Raw genomic sequence first — 26,466 nt, forward strand, 5'->3', positions numbered from 1 at the left:
CTATCGCGTCATGGGACCGAGGGCCGTGTTCTGCCCCAGCCGATCGAACAGCGCGACGGCGCGGGCGATGCGGTCCGCCAGCGCCGGCGGCACAGCCTGGGTGCCGACGGCCTCCACCAGGAAGCGCACCGCCGGCAGGGGCGGCGCCGGGTGGCGGGCGGGACGGGCGGCGAGCGCCGTCATGCCGCGCGCCATCAGCCGCGCCTTGGCCGAACCGCTCACCACGGCGCGATGCGTGACGGAATCGCCGCCCTGGCCTTCCACCGCGCGACCGATCGCCGCATAGACATGCCGCGCCGCGCCGATTCCCGCGCGGCAATCCCAGGGCAGATAGGCAAAGCCCTGTTCCGCCCGCGCATAAAGCGTATCCGCATGGCGCAGCAGCCGCCGCACGACATCGCCCAGCGCCGGGGTGAAGCGTGGTGCGGCGAGGAAGGCCTCCGCCTCCAGCCCCGCCTCCGCCATCCAGTCCAGCGGCAGGTACAGGCGGCCCATCTGCGCGTCGGCGCCGACATCGCGCGCGATGTTCGTCAACTGCATGGCCACGCCCAGGTCGCAGGCCCGCGCCAGGGCCACGGGGTCGCGCACACCCATCAGCAGCGTCATCATCACGCCGACGGAGGCCGCGACGCGCGCCGCATAACCCTCCAGCGCCGCCAGATCGGCATAGCGCCGCCCCGCCGCATCCCAGGCGAAGCCCTCGACCAGGGCCGCCGGCAAGGCGCGCGGAATGCCGAAATCCCTGACCACAACGGCGAAGGCGCGATCCGCCGGATGGTGCTGGGGGCGCCCGGCCAGGATCGCATCCAGCCGCGCCTGCAAGGCCGGCAGCGCCGCCGCGGGATCCGGCGCCTCGTCGATCGCATCGTCGGCCACGCGGCAGAAACCATAGAGCGCGGCGGCGGGCGTCGCGATGCGCGCAGGCAGAAGGCGCGAGGCGGCCCGGAAGGATTTCGATCCGCCGGCCAGAAGCACGCGGCAGGCGGCGAGGTCCGCGGCGCCGAGATCCTTCATGCTGCCAACTCCTCCGCCGCATCCGGATGCTCTGTCAGGATCAACGCCGCGACCTCGGCCGGCCGTTCCTCATGGGCCAGATGGCCGAGGCCCGGCAGGGTGATGATGCGTGCCGAGGGCAGGCGCCGCTGCACCGCCTGTGCCTGCACAGGCGGCACGGCGCGATCCCCCTGCCCCACCACCAGTACCAGTCGTGGCACCAGCCTCGGCAGGTCGCGCAGCAGCGGCACCAGATCCCAATGCGCCATCATGCCGAGCGCGGCGGCAAGGTGCCCGGAATGGCGGAACAGCCGCGCATAAAGATCAACGCCGCGCGCGTCGATGCGGCTGCCGGTATCCCGCAGCAGCCGTTCGGCCACCGCGCGATCGGCGGCGCGCCAGGCGAAGAGACTCGGCACGAAGGGCAGGCCGACCAGCAGCCGCGCCGCGCGGGTGAAGAAGGCCGCATGGCGGTCGCCCAGCGGCTGGAGCGCGCCGTTCAGGCTCAGGATCGCGCCGGGGGCGATGCGCCCATCCAGCGCCATCCGCAGCAGAATCGCCGCCCCCGCCGAATGTCCCGCCGCCAGCGCCGGCCGCAGCCCCAGCACATCGAGCAGCGCCGCGACGGACGCCGCCATGCCCGGCAGCGAAAGCCGCGCGGCGGGCACGGCATCGGAGAAGCCATGACCTGGAAGATCCGGCGCCACCACGGTGAAATGGCGCGCCAGCAGCGGCAGCATGTCGCGCCAGGAATGGGTGGCGGCGGCGGTGCCGTGCAGCAGCAGCAGCACAGGCCCCTCCCCCATCACCATCACATGCCAGCGCAGCCCGGCGGCGGTGACAAAGCGGCTGGCGGCGCGGTTCGGCCAGTCCCGTCCTTCAACCTGCCAGTCGGGGCGGCTGGCCATCACGCCGCCGCCCGGTTGGTCGCGTTGACGGCGGCGGACAGGCGCGCCGGATCGCTGGCCGGCAGAGCGAGGTAGCGCGCGCCCATGGCGGTGGCGAGCTGGCGCGCGAAGGGGCTCGGGCGCGGTGCGGTGTCCACCAGCAAGGTCGCAAGGCCGAACAGGCGCAGGGGCAGCGCGGCGACCAGCGCATCCGCCTCCGCCACCGCGCGCCCCGTGCGGCCATCGCGCGCGACATTGGCGCGGCCATCGGTCAGCAGCACGAGCAAGGGCGTGCGGCCCTTGCGCCGGGCGTCCTCCGCCAGCGCCATCGCCGCGTCGAGTCCGGCGGCCAGGGGCGTGCCGCCACCGCCAGGCAGGCCGGCGAGGCTGCGACGGGCGCGCAGCAGGGATTGCGTCGGCGGCAATAGCAGTTCCGCGGCACGGCCCCGGAAGGCCACCACGGCGACGCGGTCGCGCCGCACATAGCAATCCGCCAGCAGCGCCTCCACCGCGCCCTTGGCCTCCGCCAGCCGCGCCAAAGCGGCAGAGCCGGAGGCATCGACGGCGAAGATCGCCGTGGTTTCCGTGGTCTGGCGAAAGCGCAGCAGGCGGATGTCGTCGCGCCGCACCCGCACCAGCGGCCCGGCGGAGGTCTGCTGGCGGCGCAGGCGCTGCCAGGGCGCGGCGGCGCGCAGCGTCTCGATCAGTGACAGCCGCGCGCCATCGCGCAGCATGCCGGGGCGCGTGCCGATGGGCCGGCCGCGCCGGGCGGAAAGCTGCCTCTGGCCCGCGCGCCCTTCCGCGCCCGCCGCACGGCGCGCCGATTCCCGCACGCCCGCACCCAGCGCCGCCAGCAGGCCCGCCGGCATGGCGGCGCGCGTCGCGGCGAGCAGGATGTCTTCCATCATCGCGGAATCCGGCTGCGCCTGGGGCGGCGATTCCGCCTGCTGCTCCGGCGAGGGCTCGGGCGGGGCGGGTTCGGAGTCCGGCGGTGATTCGGCCGGCAGTTGCGTGGCACGCGGCCCGAAGACCAGCCGCACCGCGAGCGCCGCATCGGCCTGGTCCACCAGGCCCCGCCCCTCCAGCGCCGCCGAGGCGCGGGCGGCCCGCAGCGCGAAAAGCGGGGCGCGCATCGAATGGATGCCGAAGGCCAGCGCGGCGGCACAAAGCGCCGGCAGCAGCGTTTCCGGGACTTCGACCTGCGGCAGAAGCGTGCGCGCGGCGCTGACATCCACGGCGTCCAGGGCGAGGTCGTCAGGCTCGACCCGAAAAGCCAGACGCTCGGACAGCGCGGTCGGCACAGCCTCCTCCGCCGTCAGCCCCTCATCCAGCGCCACCAGGGCGATGCGCGCCGGCAGGCACAGAGCGAGGCCATCGCGTTGCACCGAAACCTCGCCGACATCCAGCACCGCGGCGAGCTTCGCCGCCGTGCCCAGCGCCAGACGCTCCGCCATCGCGGCCAGGACGATGCCGCCATCGGCCTCCGCCAGCACGCCACGTTCGGCGACGGCGCGCCCCGTGGCCAGGGTCGAGGCCAGATCGAGCCCGCCCAGCAGACGCGAATCCGGAATGCCGAGTGGCAGGCGCCGCCAGGGCGTGCCCGCCGGCAGCGACTCCCGCAGCGCGGCCAGCCAGGCCTCCCGCGCCAGCCCCGGCGGACCGCGCAGCACGGCGCCGCCCAGCCCTTCCGGATCGACCGCCAGCAGCAGCGCGGCGCGCCCCCCATCCATCTCGGCTGCGGGGGCGGCGCCTTCGGTCATGACCCGAACAGTTCCGCCACCGCGCGATCGACACGGGTGGTGGCCACCGCCTCATCCAGCGGGTTGCGGCGCAACCGGTGGCGCAGGGCCGGCGCCGCGACCCGGCGCAGATGCGCCACGCCCACGGCCGCATCGCCTTCCAGCGCCGCCAGCGCGCGGGCCGTGCGCAGCAATGTCAGCTCTCCGCGCAACCCATCGGTGCCGAGCGCCATGCAGAGCCGTGCCGCATCCTCCAGCACCGCATCCGCCACGACGACCGCCGGCAGCAGCGCGCGGGCCGCCAGAATGCGCTCGCGCACCGCCTCGGCCTCCGCGTCCCAATGCGCGAGAAAGGCGGCGGGATCGCGTTCGAAGGAATCGCGACGCTTGATGACCTCGACACGCGTCGCAAGGTCGGTCGGGGTGCGCACCTCCACCGAAAGGCCGAAGCGGTCCAGCAATTGCGGCCGCAACTCTCCTTCCTCGGGATTGCCGCTGCCCACCAGGACGAAGCGCGCGGGGTGGCGGATGCTGATGCCCTCGCGCTCCACCACATTCTCGCCCGAGGCCGCGACATCCAGCAGAAGATCGACCAGGTGATCCTCCAGCAGATTCACCTCGTCGATGTAAAGAAAGCCGCGATGCGCGCGGGCCAGCAGCCCCGGCTCGAAGGCCTTCTCGCCATGCGCCAGCGCGCGCTCGATATCCAGTGCGCCGGCCACGCGGTCCTCCGTCGCGCCCAGCGGCAGATCCACGACAGGCACGGGCACGCTGATGGCGACCAACTCGGCCGAATCACGGCAGGCATCGCACAGCTCCGCGACACGTCCCGGATCGCAGCCGAAGCGGCAGCCGGCCACGGCACGCATCGGCGGCAGCAGCGCCGCCAGGGCGCGCACCGCCGTGGACTTGCCGGTGCCGCGATCGCCGAAGACCAGCACGCCGCCAACGGAGGCATCGACCGCCGCGATCAGCAGCGCCAGTTTCATCTCCTCCTGCGCCACGATCGCGGCGAAGGGGAAGACCGGCCGCGATGCCGCGCGGCTGCGCGCCGCCGTGGTTCCGATATCCATCAAGCCGCCCGCTGCAGGCTGAACTGCGCCCAGACGGCGGACAGCGCCTCCACCAGCCGATCCATGTCGGCATCACTGTGCACCGGGCTCGGCGTGATGCGCAGACGCTCCGTGCCGCGCGGCACGGTGGGGTAGTTGATCGGCTGCACATAGACGCCGTGCTCATCCAGCAGGATGTCGCTGATCGCCTTGCAGACCACGGGGTCGCCCACCATCACCGGCACGATATGGCTGGGATTGTCGAGATGCGGCACGCCGATCCCGTCCAGCCGCCGGCGCAGCGTCGCCGCCCGCTCATGCAGCCGCACCCTCTCCACATCGCTGGCCATCAGATGCTCGATGGAGGCGCGCGCGCCCGCGGCGATGGCCGGCGGCAGGGCGGTGGAGAAGATGAAGCCGCTGGCATAGCTGCGCACGAAATCGCACATGGCGGCGGAGCCAGCGATATAGCCGCCGATCACCCCAAAGGCCTTTGCCAGGGTCCCCTCGATCACCGTCAACCGATGCGCGACGCCGTCGCGATCCGTGATGCCACCACCATTCGGGCCGTAGAGGCCGACGCCATGGACCTCGTCGCAATAGGTCATGGCGCCGTACTTCTCGGCGATGTCGCAGATCTCGGCGATGGGGGCGATGTCGCCATCCATCGAATAGACGCTCTCGAAGGCCACCAGCTTCGGCGCGGAGGGATCGATTTCCGACAGCACCCGTTCCAGATCCGCCATGTCATTGTGCCGGAACATGCGGCGCTGGGCGCGGGAATGGCGCATGCCCTCGATCATCGAGGCGTGGTTCATCTCGTCGGAGACGATCACGCAGCCCGGCATCCGCCCCGCCAGCGTCGACAGCGACGCCCAGTTGGACATGTAGCCGGAATTGAACAGCAGCGCGTCCTCCGTGCCATGCAGCCGGGCGAGCGCACGTTCCAGCAGGACATGCTCGTGATTGGTGCCGGAAATGTTGCGCGTGCCGCCAGCACCAGCGCCGTGCTGGTCCAGCGCCTTGTGCATGGCCGCCAGCACCTTGGGATGCTGCCCCATGCCGAGATAGTCGTTGGAGCACCAGACGGTCACTTCCGTGGTCTTGCCGTTGCGGTGCCGCATGGCCTTCGGGAACTGCCCGGCCTGGCGCTCGATATCGGCGAAGACGCGGTAGCGCCCCTCGCGGCGGAGCGTGTCGAGCTGGGAACGGAAGAAGGATTCGTAATTCATCTCGGACCCCCTGTGGCCGGTCGTCGTCCCTGGCGCGTTGAATCGCACCCTGTCATGTCACATGCGACGGCGCGGGCCGTCCCTTGCGTGAGGCAAGCCCCCAGCGCCAGAGCGCATCCGCCGGCACGGGCATCACCATGAAGATATGCTCGATCAGGCCGAGCGCCACGAGCGTGGCGAGCAAAGAATAGCCGACCGCCTCGTGCGGCGAAGCATGCCCCGCCATCGCCGCCCTCGCCAGCAGCACGCAGGCGATGATGCCTGCGAGGACGGAAAGCGGGAAGAGCGCATTCATGCGCCGCCGGCGGAAAAAGCTCTCCATGTAGCGCAGATGTTCCGGCAGGAAGGACTCTGCTAGGTTCCGAACACCGAGGAAGACATTCAGCTTGGCGCTCAGGCGCATGATCCAGAAGGCCAGGAATGTCCACAGCCCGAACTGGTTCGGCGCGCCCCAGCTGACTGCCGCAATCGCCACCAATCCCGCGACAATCGCAAGCTCATGCCACAGGATCGCCGCCACCGCCGCGCGCAACCGAACCCAGCCGCGCGCGCCCTCGGGACAGGCGATGCGCCGTGGCCCCGTGACCATGCCTGTCAGGAAGGCCATCTCCACCCAGGCCCAGATCAGCAGCGCGCAGAAGAAGCCGAGATAGGCACCGCGCATGGTCACATCCCAGGCCACCATGTGCAGCCCAATGAGGGCCGCGAACAGCAGCGCACTGGCGCCGAGCATGGTCCAGCGGAAGGTCTCCCGCCGCAGCCCATCCAGATACAGGATGATGCCCGTGCTGAACCACCAGATGAACAGGGTGAACAGCGCGGGCAGCCCATGCTCGGCCATATCCGCTACCAGGCCGGCTGCAGGCGCGGATCGGCCGGCAGCGGCTGGCGGCGCGGGCGCAGCAGATACAGCCGCGCGAAGCTGGCCGCCGCGGCCACCGTCAGCCCGGCGCGCTTCACGCCGCCGAGCACACCGCCCTTCGCCCTTGCCGCAGCGATTCCCTCGGCAATTCGGCGCAGCCTTTCCAGGCCACGCAGGAAGCTGGGATTGTCCACGTCCAGCGTCGCCGGGAAGACCTGGCGGCAGATCTCCTCCGTGATGCGGAAGACCTTCATGTCGTATTCCGTCGGCGTCATGCCGAGCGCCTTGTGGAATTCCGGCCGCGCATGGTCGCGCACATACATCGTCGCGAAGACCGCGAGCTGGAAGAACCGCACCCAGTACACGTTGGTGCCGCTCAGCAGATGCGGGTTTGCCCGCATCAACAGCGCAAAAGCCTCCCCATGGCGGAACTCGTCATTGCACCAGTTCTCGAACCACTTGAAGATCGGGTGGAAGCGCAACTCCGGATGCCGTTCGAACTGCCGGAAGATGGTGATGTAGCGGGCATAGCCGATCTTCTCGGACAGATAGGTCGCGTAGAAGATGAATTTCGGCTGGAAGTAGTGGTACTTCTTCGCCTTGGTCAGGAAGCCGAGATCAACGCCGACGCCGACATCCTTCAGCGCATCGTTGATGAAGCCGGCATGCCGGCTTTCATCCCGTGCCATCACGCCGAAGATGTCCTTCATGTCCGGATTGGTGACGCGCTTCTTGATCTCGGCATAGAGAACGCAGCCGGAGAACTCCGCGGTGACGGAGCTGACGAGGAATTCCAGCAATTCCTTCTGCAACGGCTCCGGCAGCGCCTTGATGTCGAATGCGTCGAATTCGGCGGTCCGGGTGAAATGCCCCTTGTTCGGATCGGCGTGGAATTCCGCCATCATCGCATCCCATTGCTGCCGCACGGGGGAGATGTCGATCCGGTCCATCGCCGCGAAATCGGTGGTGTAGAAGCGTGGCGACAACGCCGTCTCGGTCAGCGCCATCTTGGTGGCGATACCGGTGGCGTCGGGGCGGCCGCCCGGCGTGCCGATTGGCGCCGCCTCGTCGAGGATCAAGCGTTCCATGCCATGTCCTCCTTGGCCTCGAAGCCGCAATGATACAGCTCCGTCAGCTCGAAGATTGCAACCCATTGCGTCCAGATTCGCGTCAACGGCCCGGCCCGCAGCACGGTCGCGCGCGTTTCGAAGCGCATGCGCTCACCGAAGGCCACGTGGTCCGGTGCGCCATGCACGATCACTCGATCGCCAGGCCGAAGGAAGACACCCTCCGGCACCGCATAGGCATGGAAGCTGTCGGCTGTTCTCTCGATATCCACTGTGCAGGGCACTTCGAAGGATTCCTCCCTACCGAAGATCGCCCGGCCCACTCCCCAGCGGCCGTTCATCCTGGTTACTCCTTGTTGGTCAGGAAACGCACGAAGGCTTCCGCATTGGTCTGGCCGAAGCCGTGAAGGTCGAGCTGGCGACCTGTTGCCTGGTCCTCCAGCGTGATTCGGCCACTCTGCCAGGCGGTCAGGCGGAACGGCGTGGCCGCGCCGATCTGTTCCCGCCGCCGCTCCCGCACCAGGCTGCGCAGCGTTCCACGCACGAAGCCGCCCTCGCCCGGCAGCAACTCCGCCACTTCGGCACCGCTGCGGGAATCGGTGATGGCGACGCCGCCATCGGCGCGATCGGCGAAGAACAGGTCGCGCTGCACGAGCACCACGGGCGTCGCCCCGTCATGGCCCCGTTGCAGCAGGGGCGTGGCGAGCACGAAGGCCAGCGTCGCCGCCACCATGCCCCCACAGATCAGCGCCGGACGGCGCAGAAGGGGATTCTCCGCCAATGTCTGCGACATGTCTCTCTCCCCTCAGGCCATCGCTTCGGCGCGGTCAGGCGCGGACACACCGGCCGATACGACGGCTGGTGCCTGGCGCTCCGTCGATGCGGCGAGCGCCCGCGCGAGAATCTGCGCGGCCTCGTCCGCATCCGCCAGCGCGCGCAGCATCGGCTCCGGCCGCGCCAGACGGAAGGGGCTGATATGCGGCCAAAGCGCCATCCACGACACGCGATGGGGCTCCATCACCTTGACCACGACATCGCCCGTGCCATCCGCATGCCGAATCACGCCGGCCGATTCGATCACCGCGAAAGGAATGTTGATGGTCATCGGCAGCGCCACACCCACGCGCAAAACGATTCGCCGCGTCGTGATCGTGTAGAGTGTGCTGCGCGCCGAGAGTCCGGCAAACAGCAGCAGAAGCGCCACCGGCACCGCGCCGATCACGACCAGCAGGGCCGCGCCGGCCAGCGTCTCCGACAGGCCCGCACCGCCTGCCGTCAGATCGGCGCCGCGCAGCAGCGCGAGCAGAAGGAAGTAGATGACGACGCCACGCACGAAGAGGCCGCGGCGGGCAACACCCTGCCAGATCGGCGAACCCTGCCACAGAATGCTCTCGCCGGCCGGCAGCGGGCCGGGCAGTCCGGGGATGACTTCCCCATCATGCTCGGCGATTTCGGGGCGGGGCGTCACAGCAGCGGCTCGCTGCGCGCAGCGGTGGCGTAGAAATGCCCACCGCCGAAATAGGCGGAGACCTTGTCCTCCTCCAGCAGCGTGATCTGCTCCGGCAGGGCGATGCCCGGCGCCGCCGCCAACTGCGCGGCGGTGACGGAGATGACGCGCACCGTGCCCGCAGCATTGATGGTGGCCAGGAACATCGGCACCAGCACGCGGCGTGCACCGCCGCTGGCCTCCACTTCCAGGTAGCGCAGGATCATCTCCGACCGATCGACCCAGAGATCGACGACCACGCCGGCGATCTTGCCATCCAGCGTCACCACCGGCTTGCCGCGCGGATCGGGATCGGACTCACCGATGACGAAGCCGGGTGCGGCGCGCAGCGGGATGATCTTGGGCAGGCCGTCATCGAAGGCGAGGTCCGGAACATCGGCGCGTTGGGCGTAGGATGCGGGACCAACACCGTCGCGCATCGCGTCCCCCGTCGGCAGCAGCGGCGCGCCGGGATAGCCATCCGCCGGCTCCAGCAGAGCGCTCAGGTCCCGCTCCTGCCGGTTGAGCGCATGCGCATCGGGATGCGCCAGCTTGAAGTGCTTGAGGGGCGGAACGCCCGGAAAGCCCTCGATCGGCACGCGCAGCGGGTGGCTCGGACGATCGGAGATCAGCGGATATCCCTCACGCTTTCCCTCCCGGTGCAGCCACAGGCACAGGATGAAGAAGAAGGCGAAGAAGGCATAGAGCAGCCCCGCCGCCAGATCCATTTGGACGAATTGATGTGCGCCGGGCATTTCTTGAGCCTCCACTCCCTGGGATCAGACAGACGCCTGGCCGGCGAGGCCGGAGGCGGATTCACGTAGCGTGCGGCCGCGGGCGCGCACCAGCGGCCCGACCACGGCAAGTGTCACGAACAGCAGCGCGATCTCGATCAGATAGATGGCAACATAGCCCGTCGCCGCCTGATTCAACCCCTCGCCCAAGGCGCCGGATACTGCAAGGGCGGAGAGCACATCACGCAACACGCCACCGAGCGCGATGGCGCCGCCCGCCGCCGTGGCCTGCACCGCACCCCAGACGCCAAGCGCCAGCCCCACCTTGTCCGGCGGTGCGGCACGCATGCAGGCGGTCAGCGTCGCATGGCCGAACAGGCCAGCGCCGAAGCCGATCATGACCACGCCGCCCGCGAAGACCGCGCTGCTGCCGAAGGCGCCGGAGAAGATGATGAGGCTGAAGCCCAGAATGCCGAACAGCGCGCCATGGCCCGCAACGAGATGCGGGTCGGTGCCCCGGCGCAGCCGCTTCGCCGCGCGCAGGAAGCCCACCACGGCACCGCCGGCAAGCAGTGCGGACAGCGCGGTGGTCGCGCCAACAGAGAGGCCCAGGACCTGGCCGCCATAGGGCTCCAGCAAAACGTCCTGCATGGTGAAGCCGGCCGTGCCGATACCCGCCCCAAGCAGCCGACGGTTCCACGGCCCGCTTTGCCGCAGCGTGCGAAAGGCCTCACGGAAGCTCGGGTCCGGCACGTCGCCGCGCGCCGTGCGCGACGGATCGCGCACCTCCTGCTGCCAGGCCGCGACCAGGTTGAGCACCAGCGTCAGCGCCGCCGCGCCCTGCACCACCTGGATCAGCCGAAGCTGCGAGAAATCCGCCAGTAGCGCGCCGAAGACCAGGGCGGCGAGGACCATGCCGACGAGCTGCATGGCCGACAGCATGGCCACGACATTCGGCTGCTGGTCGCGCGGCGTGAGATCGGTCGCCAAAGCGAGGCCCACCGTCTGCACCATGTGCATGCCTGCGCCGGTCATCAGGAAGGCGATCGCCGCCGCCAACTGGCCGGTCCAGGGCTCCGCCCAGGTGTCGCCGGCCAGGACCAGCAAGGCGAAAGGCATCATTGCCAAGCCGCCGAACTGGATGATGGTGCCGAGCCACAGATAGGGCACGCGCTTCCAGCCCAGCACCGATTTGTAGGTGTCGGAGCGATAACCGATCAGCGCCCGCGCCGGCGCGAACAGCAACGGCAGCGCCACCATGCTGGCGACCAGCCAGGCCGGCACGCTCAGCTCCACGATCATCACGCGGTTCAGCGTGCCGACCAGCAGCACTGCCGCCATGCCGCAGGAAATCTGGAACAGCGAAAGTCGCAGCAGCCGCGCCATGGGCAGGCGTTCGGATGTGGCCGCCGCGAAAGGCAGCAGATGCGGCCCCACGCCCTGCCACAGCCGAATGATCCTGCCGGGGCGCTTCATCGCCGCACGAGCTCCAGGGCCTGGGAGGTGTAGAAGCCGCTCGCCACGCGATGCGTCCGCACCGGGTGCCAACCCATCATCGCCGGATTGCCGCCGACCAGGCGCCGCAACGTGGCTTCCGCCACCGGCACGATGGCGGGCGAACGGTCGCCGCGCGGCACCAGGCGGCCCACTGTGAGGAAGGCCATCAGGAAGGCGCTGCGCGGCGCGAAGGTGAACAGGATGCTCCGCTTGGTGCGTGCCGAGAGGCCCGCGAGTGCACGCAGCACATCGTCCGGCTTGTAGTGGATCAGGCAATCCATGCCGACCACATGGTCGAAGCGCCCGAAGGCAGGGTCAAGCATGTCGCCCACATGAAAGCTGACGGAGCCCGCGCCGTGGCTGCCCTCCGCACGATTCTGCCCGAGTGCGACGAGGGTGGGGGAAATATCGACCGCCACCACCTCCGCCCCGCGCCGTGCAGCTTCCACGGCCAGCGCGCCAGTTCCGCAGCCGGCATCCAGCACGCGCTTGCCGCGCAGATCCGGTGGCAGCCAGGACAGCAGGTTGGCGCGCATCGCATCACGCCCGGCCCTCACCGTGGCGCGGATGCCGCTGACCGGCGCGTCGGAGGTCAGGCGTTCCCAGGCCTTCGCCGCGGTGCGGTCGAAATAGGTCTCGAGTTCGCCGCGGCGGGTGGCGTAGCTGGCGGTGGGCATCAGTCGTACCCCAGCAGGTCGAAGATTTCCCGGTCCTTCAGCGGCGTCGCCTCCAGCGGCGTGACGCCGGCGAGCAGGCCTGCGGCGAGGCGGAGGTATTCCGTGCACACCGCCTCCACCTCCGGCGTCTGCTCCATGTCGAACAGCGTCGCCTTCTTGAGGCGGGAGCGGCGGATCACGTCCAGGTCCGGCAGATGCGCCAGCATCTTCATGCCGGTCGCATCGTTGTACTTCTGGATCTGGTCGGTGTCCTTCGACCGGTTGACGATGACGCCCCCCAGCCGCACGCCGTAATTCGCCGACTTCGCCTTGATGGCCGCGACGATGCGGTTCATCGCAAAGATGCTGTCGAAGTCATTCGCCGCGACGATCACACCGCGATCCGCATGCAGCAGGGGCGCGGCGAAGCCACCGCAGACAACGTCGCCCAGGACGTCGAAGATGACGATGTCGGTGTCCTCCAGAAGATGATGCTCCTTCAGCAGCTTCACCGTCTGGCCCACCACATAGCCGCCGCAGCCCGTGCCCGCCGGCGGGCCGCCGGCCTCCACGCACATGACGCCGTGGCGGCCTTCCACCACGAAATCCTCGGCGCGGAGCTCTTCCGAATGGAAGCCGACGCCGTCGAGCACATCGATCACGGTCGGGATCATGCGGCCGGTCAGGGTGAAGGTGCTGTCATGCTTCGGATCGCAGCCGATCTGCAGCACGCGCTTGCCCAGTTTCGCGAAAGCCACTGAAAGATTGGAGCTGGTCGTGCTCTTGCCGATGCCCCCCTTCCCATACACCGCAAAGACCTTGGCGCCGTCGATCTTCAGCGGGTCGTGCATATGCACCTGCACGCTGCCATCGCCATCGCCGATCAGACGCTCATCGGGCCGCGGTCGTACGATCACGGTCATGCCGCCATCTCCTCGGTAATGCCTTCGAGCCGGTCTTCCAACTCCTCGCCCGCGCGTCGCAGCGCGGCCAGGGTTTCGGCATCAGGCTGCCAGTAGCTGCGCTCCTGCGCTTCGATCAGCCGGTTGGCGATCTTCGCGGAAGCGGTCGGGTTCAGCGCCGCGAGGCGCGCGCGCATGGCGGGGTCGAGCATGTAGGTCTCGGCCAGGTTCTGGTAGATCCAGGGCGCCACCTGGCCGGTGGTCGCGGACCAACCGACGGTGTTGGTCACCTGCGCCTCGATCTGCCGAACGCCCTCATAGCCATGCGCCAGCAGCGGTTCGAACCATTTGGGGTTCAGCGCCCGCGTCCGCGTCTCCAGCGCCACCTGTTCGGCGACACTTCGGATGGTGCCCTCGCCGCGGGTCTGGTCGCCGACATAGACCGACGCCTCCTGCCCGCCGCGCGCACGCCGCACCGCGCGGCTCATGCCGCCAAGCGTATCGAAATACTGGTCGATGGTGGTCAGGCCGACCTCGACGCTGTCGAGATTCTGGTAGGTGACATCGACCGAACCCAGAAGCTGCGTCAGCACCTTGTCCTGCCGCGCCGCCTTGCCGTCGACGCCGTAGGCAAAACCCTTGCGCTTCACATAGGCCTCGGCGAGTTCGTCCTCATCCGTCCAAAGCCCCGCATCCAGGATCTGGTTGACGTTCGTGCCATAGGCCCCGTCGGCATTCCCAAACACCCGCAGCGCCGCCTGCGCCATCTCGCCGCCATGCTGTGCGAGATGCGTCAGCGCGTGCTTGCGGATGTAGTTTTCTTCGATCGGCTCCTCGGCGCTTGCTGCCAGCAGCGCGGCCTCGGCCAGCAGCTTCGTCTGCAGTGGCAGAAGATCACGAAAGATCCCTGACAGCGTCACCATGACGTCGATGCGCGGGCGGCCTAGCACATCAAGCGGCACCAGCTTCGCACCGGTCAGGCGACCGTAGCTGTCATGCCGCGGCTCCGCGCCCATCAGCCACAGCGCCTGGGCGATCGGGCCGCCTTCCGTCTTCAGGTTGTCGGTGCCCCAGAGGACGATCGCCACCGTCTCCGGCAGGCCCTTGCCATCCGCCGCATGCCGCGCCAGCAGCCGGTCCGCCTGGCGCGCACCATCCTGCACCGCGAAGGCGGAGGGGATCTTGAAGGGGTCGAAGCCGTGCAGGTTGCGACCGGTCGGCAGCACATCCGTGGTGCGCAGCAGATCGCCGCCAGGCGCCGGCCGCGTATAGCCGCCATCCAGCGCATGCAGGATGGCCGGAATTTCGTGCTCGGTCGCCAGCAGCGCATCGAGCCGGGCGAACTCGGCCGTATCGGTGACACCGGCCGCGTCCAGCATTTCCTTGCGCTGCGCGGCATCCGGCACTTCGCCCACCACATGCAGCCCGTGCGGGATCAGCGTGTATTCCAGCTCCAACAGTTGGTTGCCCAGGCGCTGGATCACGCCCGGCGCTTCCGCCAGATCCCAGGCCGGCTCTGGCGCTGCGAGATCCACCGCCGCGGCCTGCGCCTGCACCAGCTCGGCCAGCGCGGCGCGTACGCCGTCATCACAATCCGGCTCCAGCGCGCGCCAGCGATCCAGCGTTGCCTTGAGGTCGAGCAGCCCGCGATACAGGCCCGCGCTCGTCACCGGCGGCGTGAGGTAGCTGATGAGCGAAGCCCCCGCGCGCCGCTTCGCCAGCATCCCCTCCGACGGATTGTTCGAGGCATACAGGTACAGGTTCGGCAGATCGCCGATCAGACGGTCCGGCCAGCAGGCGGCCGACAGCCCAGCCTGCTTGCCCGGCATGAATTCCAGCGCACCATGGGTGCCGAAGTGCAGCACGGCATGGGCGCCGAAATCCTCGCGGATCCAGCGGTAGAAGGCGCTGAAGGCATGCGTCGGCGCAAAGCCGCGCTCGAACAGCAGGCGCATCGGGTCGCCCTCATAGCCGAAACCGGGCTGCACGCCGATGAACACATTTCCGAAGCGCACGCCAAGCACGAAGATGCTGGCGCCGTCCGACTGCGCGCGGCCGGGCGCCGGGCCCCATGTGCGCTCGATCTCGGCCAGATGCGTCTCGCGCCGCACATGGTCATCGGCGGAGATGCGCGCGGCGACATTCGCCACGGCGCCGAACTGCTGGGCATTGCCGTCGATGATGGCGCTGCGCAGCGCATCCACGCTGGCCGGCATCTCGACGGTGTAGCCCGCCTTCTGCATCGCGCGCAGCGTGTTGAACAGCGACTGGAAGACGGACAGATAGGCAGCCGTGCCGGTATTGCCCGCATTCGGCGGGAAGTTGAACACCACCGCTGCCACGCGCCGCTCCGCCCGCGCCGAGCGCCGCAGCGCCACCATGCGCGCCACGCGCGCCGCCAGCGTCTCCGCGCGTTCGCGATAGGACACCATGTCACGTCCGCAATTCACGCCATCGCAGCCCGGGCAGGTCACGCCGGTGGAGGAGGCACCGCAGCGGCCGCCAAAGGTCATCGGCAGGATGCCGCCATCCAGCTCCGGGATCGCCACCATCATGGTGGCTTCCACCGGCAACAACCCGCGCGGATCGGCCTCCCACTGCCGCATCGTCTGGAATTCCAGCGGATGGGCGGAGATATAGGGGACATCGAGTGCCGCCAGCGTTTCCTCCGCCGCGCGCGCATCATTGTAGGCGGGGCCTCCGACCAGGGAGAAGCCGGTGAGCGAGACCACGGCATCCACGGTGGTCACGCCGTCGCGCATGAAATGGGCCTCGATCGCCGGACGATTGTCGAGGCCGCTGGCGAAGGCCGGCACCACGTTCAGCCCGCGCGCCTCGAGCGCCGCGATCACGCCATCATAATGCGCGGCGTTCCCGGCCAGCACATAGGACCGCATGATCAGCAGCCCGACCGTGCCCTTGGTGCCGCGCGCCGGCAGTTGCGCCACGCGGTCCGTCACCTGGCCCGGAATGCGCGGATGGTACAGGCCGACTTCCGGATACTCGACGGGCGGCGCGACCTTCAGCGTGCCCACCAACCCGGCACGCAGGCCGGCGGCGTAGCGATTCACCAGCAGTCGCACCAGGTTCGCGAGGTTCGCTTGGCTGCCGGCCAGCCAGTATTGCAGCGCCAGAAAATAGATCCGCACATCCTGCGCCGTGCCGGGGATGAAGCGCAGCAGCTTCGGCAGTTCCCGCAGCATCTTCATCTGGCCCTTGCCGGATGACGCCGCGCCGCCCTTCTTGTTGCCGCGCAGGCGCTTCAGCAGGCCCATCACGCCCTTGGCCTCGGCGCCCATGTCGAAGCGGCCGATGCGGGTCAGCTTCATCACCTCGCCGGCCGACATGCAGCACAGCATGGCATCGCAGGAATCACGCCGCGCCCGAAGCGCCGGCAGCACCAGGTTGATGTGATCTTCCAGGAAAAGCATGGTGGCGATGATGATGTCGCCGCGCGCGATATCCGCATGGCAGTCCGCCAGCGCCGCCTGGTCCGTGCCCCATTCATCGGCGGCATGCACGGCGATCTCGAGGCCCGGCACTTCGCGCCGCAGAACCTCCCGCGCCTGCATCATCGCCCCGGCGAGGTGGCTGTCCATGGTGACGACGACGATACGCATCGTGGTCGCAGCGTGCCAATTCATACCCTCAGGCATACGGCCCTCCGGTCCGGCGGCGAGAGGAATATCTCACCGCGAAAAATGCGCTTTTGCGTCGTACAGGGTCTCGATGGTGATGGTGCCGATGCCACGTTCCTGCGCGAAGCGTTCGGTGTTGCGCCGGGCCTTGCCGCGGACGAAGAAGGGAATCTTCTTCAGCTCCTTCTCCGCGTCATGGCCCCAGCTCAGGGAAAGGGCGCCCGCGGCGGAGTGGGGAGTCTCCGCCGCGGGCACGGGCATGGGCTGCGCGGCGGGCGCGGCCTCTCTGCCCGACTGTGACGGGGCGCCCAGGTCCTTCTTGGAACCATGACCAAGATGACTGGGCTGCACGCCGTCGTTGAACTCGAAATCCTCGCGGAACATGCCGAGCAGATGTTCCTCCAGGCCCATCATCAGCGGATGGACCCAGGTGTCGAACAGCACGTTCGCGCCCTCGATTCCCATCTGCGGCGAATGCCGCGCCGGGAAGTCCTGCACATGCACCGGCGCGGAGATCACCGTGCAGGGAATGCCAAGCCGCTTGGCCACATGGCGTTCCATCTGCGTGCCCAGCACCAGTTCCGGCTGAAGCGACGCGATCTGCGCCTCGACCTCGAGGTAGTCATCGGTGATCAGCGGTTCCACGCCATGCAGCGCGGCGGCGGCGCGGATTTCGCGGCCGAATTCGCGCGAATAGCTGCCGAGGCCGACGACGTTGAAGCCCATCTCCTCCTGCGCCACGCGCGCTGCGGCGATGGCATGGGTCGCGTCACCGAAGATGAAGACGCGCTTGCCGGTCAGGTAGGTGCTGTCGACGGAGCGAGAGTACCAGGGCAGGCGCAGCGCGCCTTCCGCCGTGGTGGCCGGCACGCCCGCGAGCTTCGCCACTTCCTGCACGAAGTCGCGCGTGGCACCGACTCCGATCGGCACCACCGTGGTGCAGGGCTGGCCGAAGCTGCGGCGCAACCAGGCGGCCGCCTGCCCGGCCACTTCGGGGTAGAGCACCACGTTGAAATCGGCCTCGCCCAGCGTGGCGAGATCCGCCGGCGTCGCGCCCATCGGCGCGATCACATGTGTCTCGATACCGAGGGCCGCCAACAGCCGCTCCACCTCCGGCACATCGTCACGATGGCGGAAGCCGAGCGCGGTGGGGCCGAGGATATTGCAGCGCGGCGTCGCGCCTTTGGCGCGCACCGTGCCGGGCTTCGGCACATGCGGGCCGGCGCAGGCGCGGACCAGCTGGTAGAAGGTTTCGGACGCGCCCCAGTTTTCCTTGCGCTGATAGGCGGGCAGTTCCAGCGGCACCACGGGAATCGGCAGCCCCAGGGTTTTCGCAAGGCCCCCCGGATCGTCCTGGATCAACTCCGCCGTGCAGCTCGCGCCCACCAGCATCGCCTGCGGCCGGAACCGCTCATAGGCATCGAGCACGGATTCGCGGAACAGGTTCGCCGTGTCGCCGCCCAGGTCGCGTGCCTGGAAGGTGGTGTAGGTGACGGGCGGACGCTTGGCGCGCCGCTCGATCATGGTGAACAGCAGGTCGGCATAGGTATCGCCCTGCGGCGCGTGCAGCACGTAGTGCACACCGTCCATCGCGGTGGCGACGCGCATCGCCCCGATATGCGGCGGCCCCTCATAGGTCCAGAGTGCGAGCTGCATGGCGCTACACCGCCAGCTTCGCGCGCCGCAGCAGCGGGCGCGCAAAGAGTTCGGCGAGATCGGCGGCCTGGTCGTAGCCCTGGATCGGGGTGAAGACGAGCTCGATGGACCATTTCGTCGTCAGCCCCTCCGCCTCCAGCGGATTGGCGAGGCCGAGGCCACAGACGGTGATATCCGGGCGCAGCGCACGGCAGCGATCGAGCTGCCGGTCCACATGCTGCCCTTCGGACAGCATCGTGCCCTCCGGCAGCAGCGCCAGTTCTTCTGCAAGGTGCTGGCGGTGCAGATAGGGGGTGCCGACCTCGGTCAGCCGCATGCCCAGTTCGCGCGACAGGAAACGCGCAAGCGGGACTTCGAGCTGGCTGTCTGGGAAGAAGAAGATGCTTTTGCCGGCAAGCCTTTCGCGAATCCGGCCGACCGCGGCGCTTGCGCGGGTCGCGGCGCTGGATGTCGCCTCCGCGATGCGCGCCGGGGGCGTGCCCCACACCTCCGCGGCTGCCGTCAGCCAGGCCGTGGTGCCTTCGACGCCGAGCGGGAACGGCGCTGCGATTCGCGTCGCGCCACGTGCTTCCAACGCGCGCGCCGTGTCGCCGAGGAAAGGCTGCGCGAGGAGAAAGCGCGTGCCCGGCCCCACCGCCGGCAGCTCCGCCGCGCGGCGCGAAGGCAGGAAGCGCACCGGCCCCACACCCAGCGCGGCGAAAATCCGCAGGAACTGGTCTTCGACCACTTCGGCCAGCGCGCCGACCACCAGCAGGGATCGCGCGGCGCCGGGCTCGGCGGGCATCTCGGGCACCAGGGACGCCAGGCAGGCATCCTCGCCCTGGGTGAAGGTGGTCTCGATGCCGCTGCCGGAATAGTTCAGCACGCGGACCTGCGGCAGGAAGCGCTGCGACAGGCGCTGCGCGGCGCGCGACAGATCGAGCTTGATGACCTCGCTGGGGCAGGAGCCGACAAGGAACAGCATGCGGATGTCGGGCCGCCGCTCCAGCAGCCGCGTCACCACGCGGTCCAGTTCCGCATTGCAATCGGCCAGCCCCGCCAGGTCGCGCTCATCGATGATGGCGGTGGCGAAGCGCGGCTCGGCAAAGATCATCACGCCGGCGGCGGATTGCAGCAGATGCGCGCAGGTGCGGCTGCCGACCACCAGGAAGAAGGCGTCCTGGATCTTGCGGTGCAGCCAGACGATGCCGGTCAGCCCGCAGAACACCTCGCGCTGGCCGCGCTCCCGCAGCACGGGCGCATCCGCGCATCCAATCTGGGGAAGGGCGGCCGCGGCGCTCATGCCGCCAGCCTGGTGCTGACGCGGGCTTCGTCGAGCCGTGCGGCGCGCAGCTTCAGCACGAACTGCGCGGCGTTGACGACGTAGGCGGCGTAGGCGGCAAGCGCCAGCAGCATCTGCCCCTGGCCGTCCCCGAAGCCGGTGAAGACCGCCAGCAGGTAGGCACTGTGCAACGCCAGCACCAGCATGCTGAACACGTCTTCCCAGAAGAAGGCGGGGGCGAAGAGGTAGCGGCCGAACACCACCTTCTCCCAGACGCAGCCGGTCACCATGATGGTGTAGAGCAACACCGTCTTCACCACGACGGAGGCCGTGGCGACCGCCAGGCCCTCACCCGTGACGAGGAAGTTCAGCACCAGGCCGAGGCTCACCAGGAAGACGGCGAACTGGATCGGCGCCAGCACGCCCTGCACAAGGGTCCAGGGCGTCGCATCGCGCCGCTGGCGTTCTTCCGCAGTATAGAGCGGGCGGCGGCGTTCCGCGGCCTCCATCCTGTGCCGCGCGCTGCGCCCGGCGGTGGCGCCCCAGGGGGCGGCGTCCCATGCGTCAAGCAATCCGGACAGGCTGTTCGTTGTAAACATGGCTTGACAACCCTCCGTCAAAGGCGGTCCGCTGTCGACACAAGGCTGTCGAAGCCCCTGGCCGACAGCCCGCGATGGGGGAAGCATTCGAGAAATCCGCGCTCCATGGCCGTTTCGGCCCTTCCGTTGCGCATCGTTTTCTCCCCCACACCGCGTCTGTTCAGGGAGGCTAGAGGCCGGCGGCTCTGAGTGTCAAGCACGATTGACGTAAATCAAGATTGACATTCCGGCGCCCCGGGGCTCAACTGCAATGACCGGAGGGGGCGATGTCCGCTAAGCCAATGTTGGCCACATCTCACATGGCGGAATGCGCCACAGCGAAGCAGGAGGCGACCTCCGCCCCGCTCGCGGCGCGTGAAACCGCCAGCGGTGAGCGCCGAGGCGGCTCCCGCGCCCCCCCGCCCACCAGCCCCGCCCGCGCCGAACGGCGCCGCGTCGCGCTGCTGGCGCGGACGCTGGAGATGGACGTGATTCCGCGCCTGGTCCTGGCGCGCCGCGAAGCCAATACCCCCGCCTATATCGACAGCCCCGCCGCGAGCATGCCGCGTGAGGAGGATGTCTCGATCCTCGCCGGCCTGACCATGCAGGGCGATCTTGGCGGCGCGCTGGCCTATGTCAGCGGCCTGGCAGCGCGGGGCATGAAGCTGGAGCGCATCTATCTGGACCTGCTGGCCCCGGTCGCGCGGCGACTCGGTGAGTTCTGGGAACAGGATCGCTGCGATTTCACCGCGGTGACGATCGGCCTGTGCTGCCTGCAACAGGTGGTGCTGGAGAACAGCGCCTCCTTCCAGCCGCGACTCGGCCGTGCCGATGCGGATCGGCGGGTGCTGCTGGCCCCGGTTCCGGGCGAACAGCACAGCTTCGGCCTGCTCATGGTCGGCGAGTTCTTTCGCCGACAGGGGTGGGAGGTGGTGTCGGGCACCGGCGGCACCTCGAAGGAACTGGCGGCGATGGTCCGCCGGCAGTGGTTCGCCGCCATTGGCCTGTCGGTGGCGGGGGAGGAGCGGCTGGAAGTGCTGGCGGGCACCATCCGGGATGTCCGGCGGGCGTCGCGCAATCCGCAGATCGGGGTGCTCGTCGGCGGACGGGTGTTCAATGAAAGGCCGGAACTCGCCGCCCTCGTGGGCGCGGATGCGACGGCCTCGGATGGTCATCAGGCCGCGCTGAAGGCGGAAACCCTTCTGGCGCTGCTGATGCGGGAAGCCTAATCCGGGGGCCGCCCCGGCTGGATTGTCCGGGGCCACCCCGGCTGAATTGAGTGTGCGGCAGTGACGTTCAGGAGGCTCGGCTGGGGAGGGGACCCTTGGGATGAAGGACGCTGTGTTCCGTGAAGACCTTCGCTACACCAAGGACGTCGCTTGGCCCCCTCGACGCGGATGCGGCGGCAGGGCTCATCGCCGCCGCTGCGGATATCGCGCTCGTGCTTGACGAGGCCGGCATCATCCGCGACCTGGCCTTCAGCCATGCCGAACTGGCCCGGGAGTTCGAGGGGCCGGAGGCCTGGCTCGGCCGCCCCTGGATCGACACGGTCGCCCGGGACAGCCGCCCAAAGGTGGAGGCGCTGCTGCTCCTCGATCCGCCGGCGGACCAGGCCCGCTGGCGTCATGTGAACCAGCTTTCCGCGCGTGGCATCTCCGTTCCGCTGCTCTGTTCCAGCGCGCCGCTGGGCACGGCCGGGCGCCGTGTGGTGTTCGGACGCGACCTGCGGCCCCTGTCGCAATTGCAGCAGCGCCTGGTGGAGGTGCAGCAATCCATGGAGCGGGACTATTCCCGCCTGCGCCAGGCGGAAACCCGCTACCGCCTGCTGTTCCAGATGTCGGTCGATCCGGTGCTGATCCTGGATGCCGAGCAGCAGCGAATCCTGGAATCGAATCCCGCCGCGCAGCGGCTGTTCGGCCGCGGCGCCAGGCGCAGCCCGGGCCGCATGCTCAGCGAACTGTTCGACCCCACCGGCCGCGCCGCCGTGCAGGCGCTGCTGACCACGGTGCGCAACGCCGGGCGCGCCGATGACGTCACCGCCCATCTGGCCGAGGGTGGGGAGGCGGTGCTGGTTTCCGCCTCCACCTTCCGGCAGGAGGGTGGGCTGCTGTACCTGCTGCGGCTGACGGCCCCCGGCACCACCGCGCCCAGCCTGCCGGATGCCCAGGACAAGCAGTTGAAGGTGATCGAAGTGGCCCCGGATGGCTTCGTCGTCACCGATTCCGGCGCGCAGATCCTGACCGCCAATGCCGCCTTCCTCGACATGGCGCAGCTGACCAGCGAGGAGCAGGCGCGCGGCGCCTCGCTCGACCGCTGGATCGGCCATCAGGGCGTGGAGCTGGAGGTGTTGCTCTCCAATCTCCGCAACCGCGGCGCCGTGCGGCTCTATGTCACCACCTTGCAGGGCGAGATGGGCGGGCAGGTGGAGGTGGAGATTTCCGCCGTCTCCGTGATGAATGGCGGGCAGCCCTGTTTCGGCTTCCAGATCCGCGACATCGGCCCCCGTTCGCGCCCCGCCGCCCGCGCCGCGGAAGGCGCCACGCGCTCCGTCGAACAGCTCACCGAACTCATCGGCCGGGTGCCGCTGAAGGATCTGGTGCGGGAGGCGACCGATGCCATCGAGCGTCTGTGCATCGAGGCGGCGCTGGAACTGACCGGCGACAACCGCGCCTCGGCGGCGGAGATGCTCGGGCTGAGCCGGCAGAGCCTCTACGTGAAGCTGCGCCGCTATGGCCTCGGCGACCTCGACGAGCAGCAGGGATAGGCAGGCATGACGAATCCGGTGACCAGTCTCGGCCTCTCCACGCCCCGGCTTCAGCCGGCGGCGGTGCTGGAGCTGTTGAAGCCGGTCACCTGGTTCCCGCCGATGTGGGCCTTTGGCTGCGGCGTTGCGGCCTCCGGCGCCAATGTGCTGGAGCATTTCCCGCTGATCGCGCTGGGCGTGCTGCTCACCGGCCCCATGGTCTGCGGCATGAGCCAGGCCGTGAACGACTGGTTCGACCGCCATGTGGACGCGATCAACGAGCCGAACCGGCCGATTCCCTCCGGCCGCCTGCCGGGGCTGACGGGGCTTTACGTCGCCCTTCTGTGGACGCTCGCCTCCCTGCTGCTCGGTGCGGCGCTCGGCCCCTGGGGCTTCGCGGCGACGGTGCTGGCGGTGGTGATGGCCTGGATCTATTCGGCGCCGCCGCTGCGCCTGAAACAGAATGGCTGGTGGGGCAACCTGGCCTGCGGCCTGTCCTATGAGACGCTGCCCTGGCTGACCGCCGTGGCCGTGCTCTCCGCCGCGGCGCCAAATGCGCAGGTGGTGGCGGTGGCCGTGCTCTACGGGCTCGGCGCGCATGGCATCATGACGCTGAACGACTTCAAGTCGATCGAGGGCGACACCCGCTTCGGCCTGCGCTCCCTGCCGGTGATCCTGGGCGCGGCGCGGGCGGCGAGGGTGGCCTGCCTGTTCATGGCGGTGCCGCAGGCGGTGGTCGTGGCGCTGCTGGCGGCCTGGGATTCGCCGATCGCGGCGACCCTGGTGGCGCTGTCGCTGCTGGCGCAGCTGGCCCTGATGCGGAAGCTGCTGCGCGATCCGCGCGGGCTGGCGCCCTGGTACAATGGCACGGGCATCGCGCTCTATGTCTCCGGCATGATGGCCGCCGCCGTGGCGCTGGCGCCATGAACGGCACCCTTCCTCCCCTGGGCTGGCTTGGCATCGTGCGGCTCGGTCTGGTGCAGACGGCGCTGGGCGCGGTGGTGGTGCTGACCACGGCGGCGCTGAACCGGGTGATGGTGGTGGAACATGCCCTGCCGGCCTCCCTGCCCGGGGTGCTGGTGGCGCTGCATTACGCGGTGCAGATGCTGCGGCCGAGGCTCGGCCATGGTTCGGACCAGGGCGGGCGGCGCACCCCCTGGATCATCGGCGGCATGGCGGTGCTGGGGCTGGGCGGCGTGCTGGCGGCGGTGGCGACGGCCTGGATGGGCTCGGCGCTGATCCCCGGCATCGCGCTGGCGGTGCTGGCCTTCCTGCTGGTCGGCATCGGCGTCGGCGCCGCGGGCACCTCGCTGCTGGTACTGCTGGCCAACCGCGTCGCGCCGGCGCGGCGGCCGGCGGCGGCCTCCCTGGTCTGGATCATGATGATCGCGGGCTTCGTGCTGACCACGGCGATCGCGGGCCGGCTGCTGGACCCCTATGAGGGGACACGCCTGGTCGCGGTCTCGGCCGGTGTTTCGATCATTGCCTTCCTGCTGGCGCTGCTGGCGGTTGCGGGCATCGAAGGGCCGACCCAGGCGGCACCCGCCGCCAGCGCCCGCACCGCCTTCGGTCCGGCGTTGAAAGAGGTCTGGGCGGAGCCCGTTGCGCGGCACTTCACCATCTTCGTCTTCGTCTCGATGCTGGCCTACAGCGCCCAGGACCTGATCCTCGAGCCCTTCGCCGGCACCGTCTTCGGCATGTCCCTCGGCGAGACCACGCGGCTGTCCTCCGTGCAGAATGGCGGCGTGCTGGCGGGGATGATCCTGGCCGCGGTGATCGGCAGCCTGTGCGGCGGCCGGGTGGCGGTGCTGCGGGGCTGCATCCTGGCTGGCTGCTTCGCGGCCTGCGCGCTGCTGGTCACGCTGGCCAGCGCCGGCATGGCGGGGACGCGGTTTCCCCTGCGGGAAGTCTTCTTCGCGCTCGGCCTCGCCAATGGCGCCTTCGCCGCCGCGGCCATCGCCGCGATGATGCAGCTGGTCTCCCAGGGGCATGAGGGGCGACAGGGCGTGCGGATGGGCATGTTCGGCGCGGCGCAGGCGATTGCCTTCGGCGCCGGCGGCCTCGCTGGCACGGTGGTGCTGGACCTCGGGCGGCTGCTGACCGGCAGCGCCGAGGGTGGCTACGTCACGGTATTTCTGGCCGATGCGGGGTTGTTCCTCGCCGCGGCGATGCTGGCGCTGCGCATCGGGCGCGCGCCAACGCCAAGGATCAGCGCGGGCAAGGTCCCGCCGCTGATGGGGGGACAACGCGCATGAGCCTGGAACAGGCCTTCGACGTCGTGGTGGTGGGCGGTGGCCCCGCCGGCGCCACCGCGGCGCATGATCTGGCACGGCAGGGGCGCCATGTGGCGCTGCTGGACAAGGCGGGGCGCATCAAGCCCTGCGGCGGAGCCATTCCGCCCCGGCTGATCCGGGATTTCGACATCCCGGCCGATCTGCTGGTGGCCCGCGTGAACGCCGCCCGCATGATCTCGCCCTCCGACCGCGAGGTCGATATGCCCATCGATGGCGGCTATGTCGGCATGGTGGAGCGCGCCTCCTTCGACGAATTTTTACGAGCGCGCGCGGCGGAGGCCGGGGCCGAGCGCCTGACCGGCGAATTCCAGCGCATCGAGCATGATGCCGATGGCATGGCCGTCATCGTCTACACGGCGAAGGGCGACACGGCGGAACAGCGCCTGCGCACCCGCTGCATCATCGGCGCCGATGGCGCGCGCAGCCAGGTGGCGAAGCAGTCGGTGAAAGGTGCGGAGAAGATTCCCTGCGTCTTCGCCTATCATGAGATCGTCGAGGCACCGACCGACCAGGCGCCGAAATACGACCCGCTGCGCTGCGACGTCTTCTACCAGGGCAAGCTCTCCCCGGATTTCTACGCCTGGATCTTCCCGCATGGCGACAAGGTCAGCATCGGCACCGGCTCCGCCCATAAGGGTTTTTCTCTACGCGGCTCGGTCGGTGAATTGCGGGCGTCCACCGGGCTCGACAAGGTGCGGACCATCCGCCGGGAAGGCGCGCCGATCCCGCTGAAGCCGCTGAAGCGCTGGGACAATGGGCGGGACGTAGTGCTGGCGGGCGATTCCGCCGGCGTCGTGGCGCCTTCCTCCGGCGAGGGCATCTACTACGCCATGCTCTGCGGCCGGCTCGCCGCCGATGCCGCCGCCGAATTCTGCGCGACGGGCCGCGCCAGCGCGCTGGCGACCGCGCGCAAGCGCTTCATGAAGGCGCATGGCCGCGTCTTCCTGATCCTCGGGATCATGCAGTATTTCTGGTATTCGTCGGACAAGCGCCGCGAGAAGTTCGTCGCGATCTGCCAGGACAAGGACGTTCAGCGCCTGACCTGGGAGGCCTATATGAACAAGGAACTCGCCCGGCCCAATCCTTTGACGCATATCAAGATTTTCTTGAAGGACATGGCGCATCTTCTGGGCCTCGCCGGTCCGCGCCTCGACCGCCCTGCCTCGACCTCGCGTGGAGACGCCTGAGC

At 69.3% G+C, this 26,466-nt stretch carries 23 protein-coding genes; 5 read left to right on the forward strand and 18 right to left on the reverse strand.

Annotation, left to right across the window (positions count from 1 at the left end):
- The 18 genes from JJQ90_RS03960 to bchF are packed head-to-tail and all read right to left on the reverse strand — an operon-like array spanning position 1 to position 20,261.
- The gene (locus tag JJQ90_RS03960; protein ID WP_216873134.1) at positions 1-1,014 is read right to left on the reverse strand and encodes a phytoene/squalene synthase family protein; all 1,014 of its coding nucleotides are present in this window, start codon (positions 1,012-1,014) and stop codon (positions 1-3) included.
- The gene (gene bchO / locus JJQ90_RS03965) at positions 1,011-1,901 is read right to left on the reverse strand and encodes an alpha/beta fold hydrolase BchO (protein WP_216873135.1); all 891 of its coding nucleotides are present in this window, start codon (positions 1,899-1,901) and stop codon (positions 1,011-1,013) included. Before bchO ends, JJQ90_RS03960 begins: the two co-directional genes overlap by 4 nt.
- On the reverse strand, positions 1,901-3,640 hold the full coding sequence (locus JJQ90_RS03970; RefSeq protein WP_216873136.1) for a magnesium chelatase subunit D: 1,740 nt from the start codon (positions 3,638-3,640) through the stop codon (positions 1,901-1,903). The genes bchO and JJQ90_RS03970 overlap by 1 nt, the downstream gene beginning before the upstream one ends.
- On the reverse strand, positions 3,637-4,692 hold the full coding sequence (bchI, locus tag JJQ90_RS03975; protein ID WP_216873137.1) for a magnesium chelatase ATPase subunit I: 1,056 nt from the start codon (positions 4,690-4,692) through the stop codon (positions 3,637-3,639). Before bchI ends, JJQ90_RS03970 begins: the two co-directional genes overlap by 4 nt.
- Positions 4,692-5,903, reverse strand: a complete 1,212-nt coding sequence (gene hemA, locus JJQ90_RS03980; RefSeq protein ID WP_216873138.1) for a 5-aminolevulinate synthase — start codon at positions 5,901-5,903, stop codon at positions 4,692-4,694. The genes bchI and hemA overlap by 1 nt, the downstream gene beginning before the upstream one ends.
- 52 nt (positions 5,904-5,955) lie before the next feature.
- The gene (gene puhE, locus JJQ90_RS03985) at positions 5,956-6,744 is read right to left on the reverse strand and encodes a putative photosynthetic complex assembly protein PuhE (protein ID WP_216873139.1); all 789 of its coding nucleotides are present in this window, start codon (positions 6,742-6,744) and stop codon (positions 5,956-5,958) included.
- A gap of 5 nt (positions 6,745-6,749) precedes the next feature.
- Positions 6,750-7,853 (reverse strand): magnesium-protoporphyrin IX monomethyl ester (oxidative) cyclase, encoded by a 1,104-nt coding sequence (gene acsF / locus JJQ90_RS03990; protein ID WP_216873140.1) that lies wholly within the window; start codon positions 7,851-7,853, stop codon positions 6,750-6,752.
- Positions 7,841-8,173 (reverse strand): hypothetical protein, encoded by a 333-nt coding sequence (locus tag JJQ90_RS03995; RefSeq protein ID WP_216873141.1) that lies wholly within the window; start codon positions 8,171-8,173, stop codon positions 7,841-7,843. Before JJQ90_RS03995 ends, acsF begins: the two co-directional genes overlap by 13 nt.
- 5 nt (positions 8,174-8,178) lie before the next feature.
- On the reverse strand, positions 8,179-8,625 hold the full coding sequence (gene puhC, locus JJQ90_RS04000) for a photosynthetic complex assembly protein PuhC (RefSeq protein ID WP_216873142.1): 447 nt from the start codon (positions 8,623-8,625) through the stop codon (positions 8,179-8,181).
- Between the two features lie 12 nt (positions 8,626-8,637).
- A complete protein-coding gene (puhB, locus tag JJQ90_RS27225; RefSeq protein ID WP_216873143.1) occupies positions 8,638-9,300 on the reverse strand; it encodes a photosynthetic complex putative assembly protein PuhB in 663 nt (220 codons plus the stop codon).
- Positions 9,297-10,073, reverse strand: coding sequence for a photosynthetic reaction center subunit H (gene puhA, locus JJQ90_RS04010; RefSeq protein ID WP_216873144.1), 777 nt, complete (start codon positions 10,071-10,073; stop codon positions 9,297-9,299). The genes puhB and puhA overlap by 4 nt, the downstream gene beginning before the upstream one ends.
- A 24-nt stretch (positions 10,074-10,097) precedes the next feature.
- Positions 10,098-11,528 carry a BCD family MFS transporter gene (locus tag JJQ90_RS04015; protein WP_216873145.1) on the reverse strand — a complete coding sequence of 477 codons (1,431 nt, stop codon included), beginning with the start codon at positions 11,526-11,528 and terminating at the stop codon, positions 10,098-10,100.
- The gene (gene bchM, locus JJQ90_RS04020) at positions 11,525-12,226 is read right to left on the reverse strand and encodes a magnesium protoporphyrin IX methyltransferase (RefSeq protein WP_216873146.1); all 702 of its coding nucleotides are present in this window, start codon (positions 12,224-12,226) and stop codon (positions 11,525-11,527) included. The genes JJQ90_RS04015 and bchM overlap by 4 nt, the downstream gene beginning before the upstream one ends.
- Positions 12,226-13,128 (reverse strand): ferredoxin:protochlorophyllide reductase (ATP-dependent) iron-sulfur ATP-binding protein, encoded by a 903-nt coding sequence (gene bchL / locus JJQ90_RS04025; protein ID WP_216873147.1) that lies wholly within the window; start codon positions 13,126-13,128, stop codon positions 12,226-12,228. The genes bchM and bchL overlap by 1 nt, the downstream gene beginning before the upstream one ends.
- Entirely contained in the window at positions 13,125-16,763 is a 3,639-nt protein-coding gene (locus JJQ90_RS04030) for a magnesium chelatase subunit H (protein ID WP_216873148.1), read from the reverse strand. Before JJQ90_RS04030 ends, bchL begins: the two co-directional genes overlap by 4 nt.
- A 33-nt stretch (positions 16,764-16,796) precedes the next feature.
- Positions 16,797-18,401: a ferredoxin:protochlorophyllide reductase (ATP-dependent) subunit B gene (gene bchB / locus JJQ90_RS04035; RefSeq protein WP_216873149.1), complete on the reverse strand. Its 1,605-nt coding sequence runs from the start codon at positions 18,399-18,401 to the stop codon at positions 16,797-16,799.
- A 4-nt stretch (positions 18,402-18,405) separates the two neighbouring features.
- Positions 18,406-19,683 (reverse strand): ferredoxin:protochlorophyllide reductase (ATP-dependent) subunit N, encoded by a 1,278-nt coding sequence (locus tag JJQ90_RS04040; protein ID WP_216873150.1) that lies wholly within the window; start codon positions 19,681-19,683, stop codon positions 18,406-18,408.
- Positions 19,680-20,261 (reverse strand): 2-vinyl bacteriochlorophyllide hydratase, encoded by a 582-nt coding sequence (bchF, locus tag JJQ90_RS04045; protein WP_216873151.1) that lies wholly within the window; start codon positions 20,259-20,261, stop codon positions 19,680-19,682. The genes JJQ90_RS04040 and bchF overlap by 4 nt, the downstream gene beginning before the upstream one ends.
- Positions 20,262-20,527: 266 nt before the next feature.
- Between bchF and JJQ90_RS04050 the strand changes: the two genes are divergently transcribed.
- The 5 genes from JJQ90_RS04050 (at position 20,528) to JJQ90_RS04070 (ending at position 26,464) form a co-directional block, all read left to right on the forward strand.
- Positions 20,528-21,469 carry a cobalamin B12-binding domain-containing protein gene (locus tag JJQ90_RS04050; RefSeq protein ID WP_216873152.1) on the forward strand — a complete coding sequence of 314 codons (942 nt, stop codon included), beginning with the start codon at positions 20,528-20,530 and terminating at the stop codon, positions 21,467-21,469.
- A 119-nt stretch (positions 21,470-21,588) separates the two neighbouring features.
- Entirely contained in the window at positions 21,589-23,004 is a 1,416-nt protein-coding gene (ppsR, locus tag JJQ90_RS04055; RefSeq protein ID WP_216873153.1) for a transcriptional regulator PpsR, read from the forward strand.
- A gap of 6 nt (positions 23,005-23,010) precedes the next feature.
- On the forward strand, positions 23,011-23,910 hold the full coding sequence (gene chlG / locus JJQ90_RS04060; protein ID WP_216873154.1) for a chlorophyll synthase ChlG: 900 nt from the start codon (positions 23,011-23,013) through the stop codon (positions 23,908-23,910).
- Entirely contained in the window at positions 23,907-25,238 is a 1,332-nt protein-coding gene (locus tag JJQ90_RS04065) for a BCD family MFS transporter (protein ID WP_216873155.1), read from the forward strand. The genes chlG and JJQ90_RS04065 overlap by 4 nt, the downstream gene beginning before the upstream one ends.
- Positions 25,235-26,464 carry a geranylgeranyl diphosphate reductase gene (locus JJQ90_RS04070; protein WP_216873156.1) on the forward strand — a complete coding sequence of 410 codons (1,230 nt, stop codon included), beginning with the start codon at positions 25,235-25,237 and terminating at the stop codon, positions 26,462-26,464. The genes JJQ90_RS04065 and JJQ90_RS04070 overlap by 4 nt, the downstream gene beginning before the upstream one ends.
- Positions 26,465-26,466: the final 2 nt, after the last annotated feature.

The sequence above is a fragment of the Falsiroseomonas oleicola genome, from assembly GCF_019029495.1.
In the GTDB taxonomy this organism is placed as follows: Bacteria; Pseudomonadota; Alphaproteobacteria; order Acetobacterales; family Acetobacteraceae; genus Falsiroseomonas; species Falsiroseomonas oleicola.

Coding starts and splice junctions, on each gene's coding strand:
- JJQ90_RS03960 (WP_216873134.1), bottom strand. CDS start 1,014: ATGAAGGATCTCGGCGCCGCGGACCTCGCCGCCTGCCGCGTGCTTCTG.
- JJQ90_RS04030 (WP_216873148.1), bottom strand. CDS start 16,763: ATGCCTGAGGGTATGAATTGGCACGCTGCGACCACGATGCGTATCGTC.
- chlG (WP_216873154.1), top strand. CDS start 23,011: ATGACGAATCCGGTGACCAGTCTCGGCCTCTCCACGCCCCGGCTTCAG.
- acsF (WP_216873140.1), bottom strand. CDS start 7,853: ATGGAACGCTTGATCCTCGACGAGGCGGCGCCAATCGGCACGCCGGGC.
- puhC (WP_216873142.1), bottom strand. CDS start 8,625: ATGTCGCAGACATTGGCGGAGAATCCCCTTCTGCGCCGTCCGGCGCTG.
- bchF (WP_216873151.1), bottom strand. CDS start 20,261: ATGTTTACAACGAACAGCCTGTCCGGATTGCTTGACGCATGGGACGCC.
- JJQ90_RS04050 (WP_216873152.1), top strand. CDS start 20,528: ATGTCCGCTAAGCCAATGTTGGCCACATCTCACATGGCGGAATGCGCC.
- JJQ90_RS04070 (WP_216873156.1), top strand. CDS start 25,235: ATGAGCCTGGAACAGGCCTTCGACGTCGTGGTGGTGGGCGGTGGCCCC.
- puhA (WP_216873144.1), bottom strand. CDS start 10,073: ATGCCCGGCGCACATCAATTCGTCCAAATGGATCTGGCGGCGGGGCTG.
- bchB (WP_216873149.1), bottom strand. CDS start 18,401: ATGCAGCTCGCACTCTGGACCTATGAGGGGCCGCCGCATATCGGGGCG.
- bchL (WP_216873147.1), bottom strand. CDS start 13,128: ATGACCGTGATCGTACGACCGCGGCCCGATGAGCGTCTGATCGGCGAT.
- JJQ90_RS03970 (WP_216873136.1), bottom strand. CDS start 3,640: ATGACCGAAGGCGCCGCCCCCGCAGCCGAGATGGATGGGGGGCGCGCC.
- bchM (WP_216873146.1), bottom strand. CDS start 12,226: ATGCCCACCGCCAGCTACGCCACCCGCCGCGGCGAACTCGAGACCTAT.
- hemA (WP_216873138.1), bottom strand. CDS start 5,903: ATGAATTACGAATCCTTCTTCCGTTCCCAGCTCGACACGCTCCGCCGC.
- JJQ90_RS04015 (WP_216873145.1), bottom strand. CDS start 11,528: ATGAAGCGCCCCGGCAGGATCATTCGGCTGTGGCAGGGCGTGGGGCCG.
- bchI (WP_216873137.1), bottom strand. CDS start 4,692: ATGGATATCGGAACCACGGCGGCGCGCAGCCGCGCGGCATCGCGGCCG.
- JJQ90_RS04065 (WP_216873155.1), top strand. CDS start 23,907: ATGAACGGCACCCTTCCTCCCCTGGGCTGGCTTGGCATCGTGCGGCTC.
- JJQ90_RS03995 (WP_216873141.1), bottom strand. CDS start 8,173: ATGAACGGCCGCTGGGGAGTGGGCCGGGCGATCTTCGGTAGGGAGGAA.
- puhE (WP_216873139.1), bottom strand. CDS start 6,744: ATGGCCGAGCATGGGCTGCCCGCGCTGTTCACCCTGTTCATCTGGTGG.
- JJQ90_RS04040 (WP_216873150.1), bottom strand. CDS start 19,683: ATGAGCGCCGCGGCCGCCCTTCCCCAGATTGGATGCGCGGATGCGCCC.
- bchO (WP_216873135.1), bottom strand. CDS start 1,901: ATGGCCAGCCGCCCCGACTGGCAGGTTGAAGGACGGGACTGGCCGAAC.